6 protein-coding genes are annotated in these 7674 nt (G+C 52.4%); 1 reads left to right on the top strand and 5 read right to left on the bottom strand.

Going from position 1 to position 7674, the window contains the following annotated elements:
• Positions 1 to 318 precede the first annotated feature (318 nt).
• From E0L35_RS24080 to E0L35_RS24065, 4 genes are all read right to left on the bottom strand, one after another.
• On the bottom strand, positions 319 to 1959 hold the full coding sequence (locus E0L35_RS24080; RefSeq protein WP_089691366.1) for a BCCT family transporter: 1641 nt from the start codon (positions 1957 to 1959) through the stop codon (positions 319 to 321).
• Between the two features lie 243 nt (positions 1960 to 2202).
• Positions 2203 to 3078, bottom strand: coding sequence for a glycine betaine ABC transporter substrate-binding protein (locus tag E0L35_RS24075; RefSeq protein WP_022522395.1), 876 nt, complete (start codon positions 3076 to 3078; stop codon positions 2203 to 2205).
• 167 nt (positions 3079 to 3245) lie between these two features.
• Complete coding sequence (locus E0L35_RS24070; protein ID WP_009288360.1) at positions 3246 to 4076, bottom strand: proline/glycine betaine ABC transporter permease; 831 nt, start codon at positions 4074 to 4076, stop codon at positions 3246 to 3248.
• Positions 4076 to 5278 carry a glycine betaine/L-proline ABC transporter ATP-binding protein gene (locus E0L35_RS24065; protein WP_009288359.1) on the bottom strand — a complete coding sequence of 401 codons (1203 nt, stop codon included), beginning with the start codon at positions 5276 to 5278 and terminating at the stop codon, positions 4076 to 4078. The genes E0L35_RS24070 and E0L35_RS24065 overlap by 1 nt, the downstream gene beginning before the upstream one ends.
• A gap of 396 nt (positions 5279 to 5674) precedes the next feature.
• Here E0L35_RS24065 and E0L35_RS24060 point away from each other — a divergent pair, with 396 nt between their 5' ends.
• On the top strand, positions 5675 to 6112 hold the full coding sequence (locus tag E0L35_RS24060) for a hypothetical protein (RefSeq protein WP_035538192.1): 438 nt from the start codon (positions 5675 to 5677) through the stop codon (positions 6110 to 6112).
• Positions 6113 to 6273: 161 nt separating this feature from the next.
• On the opposite strand, the gene E0L35_RS24055 is transcribed toward E0L35_RS24060, so the two are convergent.
• Entirely contained in the window at positions 6274 to 7674 is a 1401-nt protein-coding gene (locus E0L35_RS24055; RefSeq protein WP_027958616.1) for a sigma-54 dependent transcriptional regulator, read from the bottom strand.

Genomic DNA, 7674 nt, shown 5'->3' with positions numbered 1-7674 from the left:
TAGTGGGTGAACTTTTTCTGCAAGCCACTTAGACCATGCTGTTCAAAGTGTTTAACCCAACGCCTGACGGTTGTAGGGCCAAGACCGTACTGTCTGGCCAGACTCTTGTAACCCTGCTGTCCTTCTGTGTAGCGTTGCACTACTAGTAACTTGAACGCTTCATTATGTTTCGTCATGAAAAACACCCCAATCGTTGGATGAGCGTCCAACTTTTGGGGTGCAGTTCATTGGGTTGCCCGTTTACTAGCTAAATTTGAACAGTACCAGCAAGCTTTAAACTTATGATTGGTTTAAAACCATGGTCGGTTCAAAGCATCGCTAGACGGCTTTAGGTTCGCTCATCAACCCCTTGATAATGGCATAGCAGGCCACTAGCAGAATGATGGTGAACGGGAAGCCGGTAGAAACAGCCATGGTTTGCAGCGCTGTTAGGCCACCGCCTAGCAGTAGCGCAATGGCAATCGCGCCTTCGATGATCGCCCAGAAAACGCGCTGTGGCGTCGGTGCATCGACCTTACCGCCAGCGGTGATGGAGTCAATCACCAACGAGCCAGAGTCAGACGACGTCACGAAGAACACGATGACTAGCACAATGGCCACGAATGAGGTGATTTGTGATAACGGCAGCTGCTCGAGCATTATGAATAGCTGCAGATCAACGCCTGCATCGCGAACGGCCTCAATGCCTTGGCTGACGTACTGATCAATGGCTGTGCCACCAAACGTGGTCATCCATAGTACTGATACAGTGGACGGCACCAGCATCACCGAGACCAGAAATTCACGCACTGTACGACCGCGGGATACCCGCGCAATAAACATACCGACATACGGAGACCAGGAGATCCACCAGGCCCAGTAGAAGGCTGTCCAGCCCTGGCTGAAGTTGGCATCTTCACGACCAAAAGGATTCGATAACGCAGGTAGATGAACCGCATAGTTCCAAAGGTTTTCAAAGAAGCCCGTGGCAATCATCAGGGTAGGGCCAACAGCAATCACAAAGAAAAGTAGCATTGCCGCAAGAATAATATTGATTTTGGAGAGCAGCTGTACGCCCTTATCAACGCCTGCCACGATTGAGCCGATGGCGATCATCGTAATACCGATGATCAACAGGATCATGGTGATATCACTTTCCGGCGCACCAAACAGGTAAGTGAGGCCTGCTGCTGCTTGGGTTGCCCCTAAACCAAGGGACGTAGCCAAACCAAATAAAGTGGCAAACACTGCCAAAATATCAATCACGTGGCCTGGCCAGCCCCATACGCGCTCACCCAAAAGGGGGTAGAACACTGAACGCATGGATAGCGGTAGGCCCTTATTGAAAGAGAACAGCGCCAGGGAAAGCGCGACCACCGCGTAAATCGCCCAGGGGTGCAGGCCCCAGTGGAAGATGGTTGCGGCCATAGCTAACGCTTCAGCACCGGCAGCATTGCCTTCCGCACCCGCAAGCGGCGCCCAACTGCCACCGTCAAATGAAGTGCCAAAGTGTGTCAGCGGTTCGTTAACACCGAAGAACATTAGGCCAATGCCCATGCCCGCGGCGAACAGCATTGAAAACCAACCCATATAGGTAAAATCAGGCTTGGCATCGGCGCCACCAATGCGGATTTTACCTAGAGGAGAGAAGATCAGACCAATACACAAGATGACGAATATATTCGCCGCTAAAATAAAGAACCACGCAAGGTTGCCGGTCAAAAAACCAAAAATAGCATCATAAATAGGCGCAATCGTATCTTGCAGCGCCAGGGTTAGCACCACAAACAGCAGCACGATGATTGCCGAAATGCTAAACACCTTGCCGTGCAGGTCAAGATTGAGACCCATGGTGTTAGTAGTGATGTTGTCTTGGCCGATGACATAATCGGTATCGATCAGGTTAGCCGGACCGTCTGGGGCGGGTATGCCCTCAGAGGCGGGCTCTTTAGGGGGGCGTTTATCGTCGTGGTTATCCACAGGAACCTCTCTATTTCGATCAAGAAGTGTCGATCAAAAGGGTGAACAGAAACCAAAATGTGGTCATCAACCCACATTGCATGGTGCGCGCTTAGGTGCTCACAGTAGCAAATCTATTATGAGAGTATTCAACGTAATGTGAACCTTGGCGCTTAAACAGTACTTAATAGCAGGGCTTAAAACAGTTCTTAAAACGACAACAGAGGGCCACCCGCCCCCTGCTACCGTAACTGCTTGGCTCGTTTAGCTATCGAGCCACTCTGTGACTACGTCTTGGTTATCTTCAACCCACTGCTTCGCGTTCTCATAGGGATCGCTGCCATCTTCCTGGTTCATCAGCATGACTTCGCCCATCTGCTCAGGCGTCCACTCGAAAGCGTCGAGAATGGCATAGGCTTCTGGCATGTCGTCTTCCAGGCCTTGGCGAACTGCGGTGTGAATCTGCTCTGCACCGCCATAGACGTTTTCAGGGTCTTCTAGATATTTGAGATCAAAGCGGGCAAACATCCAGTGGGGCGTCCAGCCAGTAACAACGACATCTTCCTCGTTATTAATTGCACTCGACAGTGCCGCCGTCATGGTGGCACCGCTGCCACTACGCAGATTCAGCTCAAGGTCATAGGTATCCACAACCTCTTCGGTGAGGCTCATTAAACCTGCACCGGGGTCAATACCGATGATCTCGCCGTTAAAGCTGTCGGCGTTATCGTTAAGGTCTGCAATCGAATCGACGTCAGTATACTCTGGAACCACAAGGCCCAGTTTGGTGCCGTCCAGGTTGGGGCCAAGGTCTTCAATACTATCGCCCAGGCGTTCCATGTAATCGGCGTGAGTGGTTGGCAACCAAGCAGCGACGATGGCATCCGCATCGCCAGTGGAGAGCGCCTGGAACATAGCCGCCGCTGAGAGTGAGGTTAGCTCGACGTCATAGCCCGCTTGCTCAAGTACTGCAGCGACCACGTTAGTTGAAGCGACTTCGGAAGACCACTCTACGTAGGCCAGGTTAACCATGCCTTTCTCTTCTTCAGCCTGCGCCGCGCTGCTGACGGTCACACCAGCACCTGCTAGCAGTGCCAGCGAAGCAAGACGGATACGGAGGTTCAATGTGCGATGTTTCATTCACTTTCTCCCTTGTGTATTAAAATATAAATGTACTGTTTATTAACGTGCATGATGCTTAACGAGCACGGTTGCTGCAAAACACAGCATGGTAAGCAAAGAGCGACTTAGCAAGCTAATGGCTCAACGCAGCCGCTTCTGCTGTTTTACTCTATCGCGCGTTTTCGCTATTGCCGGGTTTTTCTAAGCGATTGCGTCAGGCGGTCAAGCAGCATGGCCAGGATGACCACCGCGATGCCTGCTTCAAAGCCGTCGCCAGGGCGCAAGCGTTGAATTGCGCGCCACACTTCGCTGCCCAAACCATCTGCGCCAATCATGGCGGCGATCACTACCATGGAGAGAGCGAGCATTATCGTTTGGTTGATACCTGCCATTACTGTGGGCAGTGACAGCGGTAGCTGCACTTTGAATAGCTTTTGACCACGGGTAGCGCCGTAGGCATCGGCGGCCTCAATCAGCTCCACCGGTACTTGACGAATACCCAGGGTGGTAAAGCGAATGGCCGGAGGCATCGAGAAGATCACCGTGGCAAAAATCGCCGACACCGAGCCAATACCGAAAAATGGAATAGCCGGGATCAAATAGACGAACGCTGGCATGGTCTGCATAAAGTCGAGAATTGGCATAATGACCCGGTAAAGCCGGTTAGACAGCGCCGCGGCAATACCCACAGGTAACGCGATGACGACTGCCACCATGGTAGCGAACACTACCAGCGTGAGCGTTTCAATCATCGGGTTCCAGAGCCCCAGGTTCCAGATCAGTGCCAAGCCCGCAGCAGCGCCTATGGCTAGGCGAGTGCCCGCCAGCTTCCAGCAGAGCAGGGCGATCAAGCCAAGCAGCGCCCACTCGGGTAACCACATCAAGCCGTCATTTAAAACATCGATACCGGTTTGAGTGAAACGAGAGATGCCGCGGGTAACCAAAGAGTATTCGCTGGTCAACCAAGTCAGGCCGCCTTCAATCCAATCACCTAGCGGGATGCGTGGGATATCCATTATTGCTCTCCTGCTCGTGCCAGTTCGTCGAGTACTGCGCCTTTAACCACCACGCCTAGCAGTTGCTCTTGCTTATCAATAACGGCGATAGGGAAACTCTTTTCACTAAACATGGCAAACAGGTTATGCAGTGGCTCATCCATGGGGACTTTGCGGAAATCCTGGGTTAAGTAGGGAATAATCGAATCGGCACCCTCTTCAATGGCCCGGCTGGCGGCATCGGCCTCGAGTAGCCCGATAAGGCGGCGGTTGCGATCAACCACATAAATAGAGTCGATAGCATGGTCGCGCATGCGGTGTAGCGCCGTGCGTGGGCCATCGCTTTCCCGAGCGGTGGAGCGCAGTGGCCGCATGGCGCTCTCGGCGGTCAAGATACGTGCCCGGTCAACGCCTTCGATAAAGCGACGCACGTAGTCATCCGCAGGCTTGGTCAGAATCTCTTCCGGCGTGCCGATCTGCACCACTTCGCCATCTTTCAGCAACACGATACGGTCGCCAATGTTGAGCGCCTCATCCAGATCGTGGGTGATGAAGACCGTGGTTTTTTGCATTTTGGATTGCAGCTGCAAAAGCTCTTGCTGCATGTCTTTGCGAATTAGCGGGTCAAGTGCTGAGAAAGCTTCATCCATTAACAGTACGGTGGCATCGTTTGCCAGAGCACGGGCGAGGCCAACGCGCTGCTGCATACCGCCGGAAAGTTGATTCGGGTAGGCGTCTTCCCAGCCCTCCAGGCCCACTTGCTTAAGCGCATCATGGGCAATTTTATGGCGCTCTGTTTTCTCTACGCCGCGAATTTCCAAACCGAACTCGGCATTTTGCTGCACAGTGCGGTGGGGAAATAGCGCGAAATTTTGAAATACCATAGAGAAGTGACGGCGGCGGCACTCCAGTAACGCTTTCTCTTTTAGCGTCGGGATGTTTTCGCCGTCGATAATGATCTCACCTTCGGTGGTCTCAATTAGACGGTTAAGACAACGGATCAAGGTCGATTTGCCTGACCCCGAGAGTCCCATGATGACCAGCAGTTCGCCTTCATAGACATCAAACGAAATATTGGATAGCCCCAGCGTCTGGCCGGATTTCTCCAGAATTTCGGGGCGCTTCATTCCTTGATCACGTAGCTCAATGGCTTTTTGTGGGTGCTTACCAAAGACTTTGCTTAATCCGCGCACTTTAATTTTGACGGGTCGTGTCTCGTCCATCGGCGATGCCTTTTTGTTGAGCTGAATGGGCGTGTGTCGTTATTGCGCCATTCATAAAGAAATAAGAGCTTGAGTCGGATAATTTATTAAAAATTATTATACATAGGTGGGGCCTGTGTGTCACAACGGCTCGCTCAACGGGGCAATTAACGCTACATGTGTCATTTTTTACCCACTCGCGCGGGCTGCCTATAAGTACATAATGGCATTGCTAATGTTTTATAAGGCATTGATTATTAATTGTTTATATTGGTTTTTTATGTTTTTGGCACGTAAAGTGATTGTAGTTTAAGTAGAGTGTTGTGAATAACTTGTATACGTGTACGGAAAGCTGACTGTCGATTTTTCCAGTGAAATGTTTAGAAACAAGCAGCGTAAGTAATGGAGGTGGGTATTATGGATAAGCAACACGACCACATTGAGAGCAAGCAAATTTCCAATCGCCCACGCTGGTTAACGCTGTGCATGATGGCGACAGCGGCAAGTGTAATTGTGTTAGCTGGTTGCGGTGATAACGAAGAAACAGCGCCACCTGCTGAAGAGCCTTCACCATTAGAGCAGGATGCCACCACTCAGCCGGAACCGGGTATGAGTGAAGAGTCAGCGATGGAGCAGGATCCAGGCTTAAGTGAAGAGCCAGCAGCAGAAAACAGCATGACGCAATCTGAAGAAACGATGTCAGAAGATCCTATGTCAGAAGAGTCCATGCCGGATGACACCATGGACGAGCCCGCAGAGGGCACTATGAACCCTGACGACGAGCCTGGCTTTGGTGAAGGAACCGAACCTATGCCTGGCGCTGAGGAAGAGGATGAAAATTCGACCAGTAACTAGTCTTTAGCAAGTGTACCGCTCCCTACGATGGTAAATCGCCTCAGCTGTTTGTTCCCTGCGGCTGCTCCACACGATTTGCCATCCTTTCCGCCCCCGCGCCCGCGGGGGTTTTTTTGTCTGTTTTCTAGCTAGCGCATCCCGCCTTATCAGTATCCTGGTAGTTACTCTTCACTGTCTTCCAGGCGACGATAGAGCGTCCGACGAGCAATGCCCAGCACTTCTGCGGTGCGTCGCTTGTTGCCACCCGTTGCTTCTAATACCTTGTTAATATAGCGCTTTTCAACTTCTTCTAGGCTAGGCCAGCGGATTGGCGTTGCCGAGGGCACCTGGCTCCCTGCCAGCACTTCGCCACTGACGGTAGGCACCAGTGGGGTACCGCTTTCCACCGTTGATTGTTCGCGCAGCCGTTCGGGCAGATCTTTATGGCTGAGCGAGCCATCTTCGCTCAGGGTAACTGCCCGCATGATGGCGTTTTCCAGTTCGCGAACGTTACCGGGATAGGCATAGTTGAGCAGGTTGTTGAGCGCTTCTGGCTCGATTTGCTCGATCTGCTTGCCCTGGGCCTCGGAGTGCTTGTCGATAAGGGCAAAAACAAGGTGCTCAATATCGGTACCGCGCTCGCGTAGCGGAGGAATGCGCAGCGAGAACGTTTCCAAACGGTAGAACAAGTCGCTGCGGAAATTCTCCTGCTCGATTTCCTTCTCCAGGTTGCGGTGAGTCGCAGCGATGATGCGGACATCTACTGGCTCTTCGCGCTCGCCGCCCACTGGGCGCACGGTTTTCTCCTGCAAGGCCCGCAGTAGTTTAGCCTGCAGATTGATGGGCATTTCACCAATCTCATCTAAAAACAGGCTGCCGCCCTGAGCGCTTTGAAAGAGCCCTTTGCGCGCCTCATTAGCCCCGGTAAAGGCGCCTTTTACATGACCAAAGAACTCACTCTCCATCAAATCTGCGGGAATGCTCGCACAGTTAACCGGCACAAAGGGTTGGTCATTGCGAGGGCTTTCCTGGTGAATGGCGCGGGCGAGTAACTCTTTGCCGGTACCGCTTTCCCCTAAGATCAAAATGGGGGCATCGCTTTTGGCAAGGCGGGAGGCGTCATGAAACAGTGTCTGCATGACCTGGCTTTTACCCACAATGCCGTGGAAATGGCTGATATCCGTGTCGTGGAAAACCGCCAGGCGTTGGCGTTCCAGCACACGAAATACGGCATCGCGGATGGCATCAAGGTCTAACGGCTTGGTTAAAAAGTCGTCAGCCCCTAGCTTAAGTGCCTCAACCGCCTGATCGATGGTACCGAAAGCGGTAATCACAATAATGCCCAGCTCACTGCCTGCTTGGCGGAGCTGCTGGAGTAGCTGAATGCCGGTCATACCCGGCAGTCGCACGTCGGTAATTACCAGTGAGACGGTGGTGTGGCTTAGTAAGGCGATCGCCTCTTCAGCGCTAGGTACGCCGAGCGTCGTGTAGCCTGCATCCTGCAGTTCTTCTTCTAATAACTCACGTATAGCGGCGTCATCTTCAACCACCAACAAAGGTAAAAGGGGATCCTGTTGGGTCAC

Source organism: Halomonas sp. ATBC28, assembly GCF_005937175.1.
GTDB lineage: Bacteria > Pseudomonadota > Gammaproteobacteria > Pseudomonadales > Halomonadaceae > Vreelandella > Vreelandella titanicae.
The sequence above is the reverse complement of the archived record's forward strand: the minus strand, read 5'-3'. Positions and strand labels throughout refer to the sequence as shown.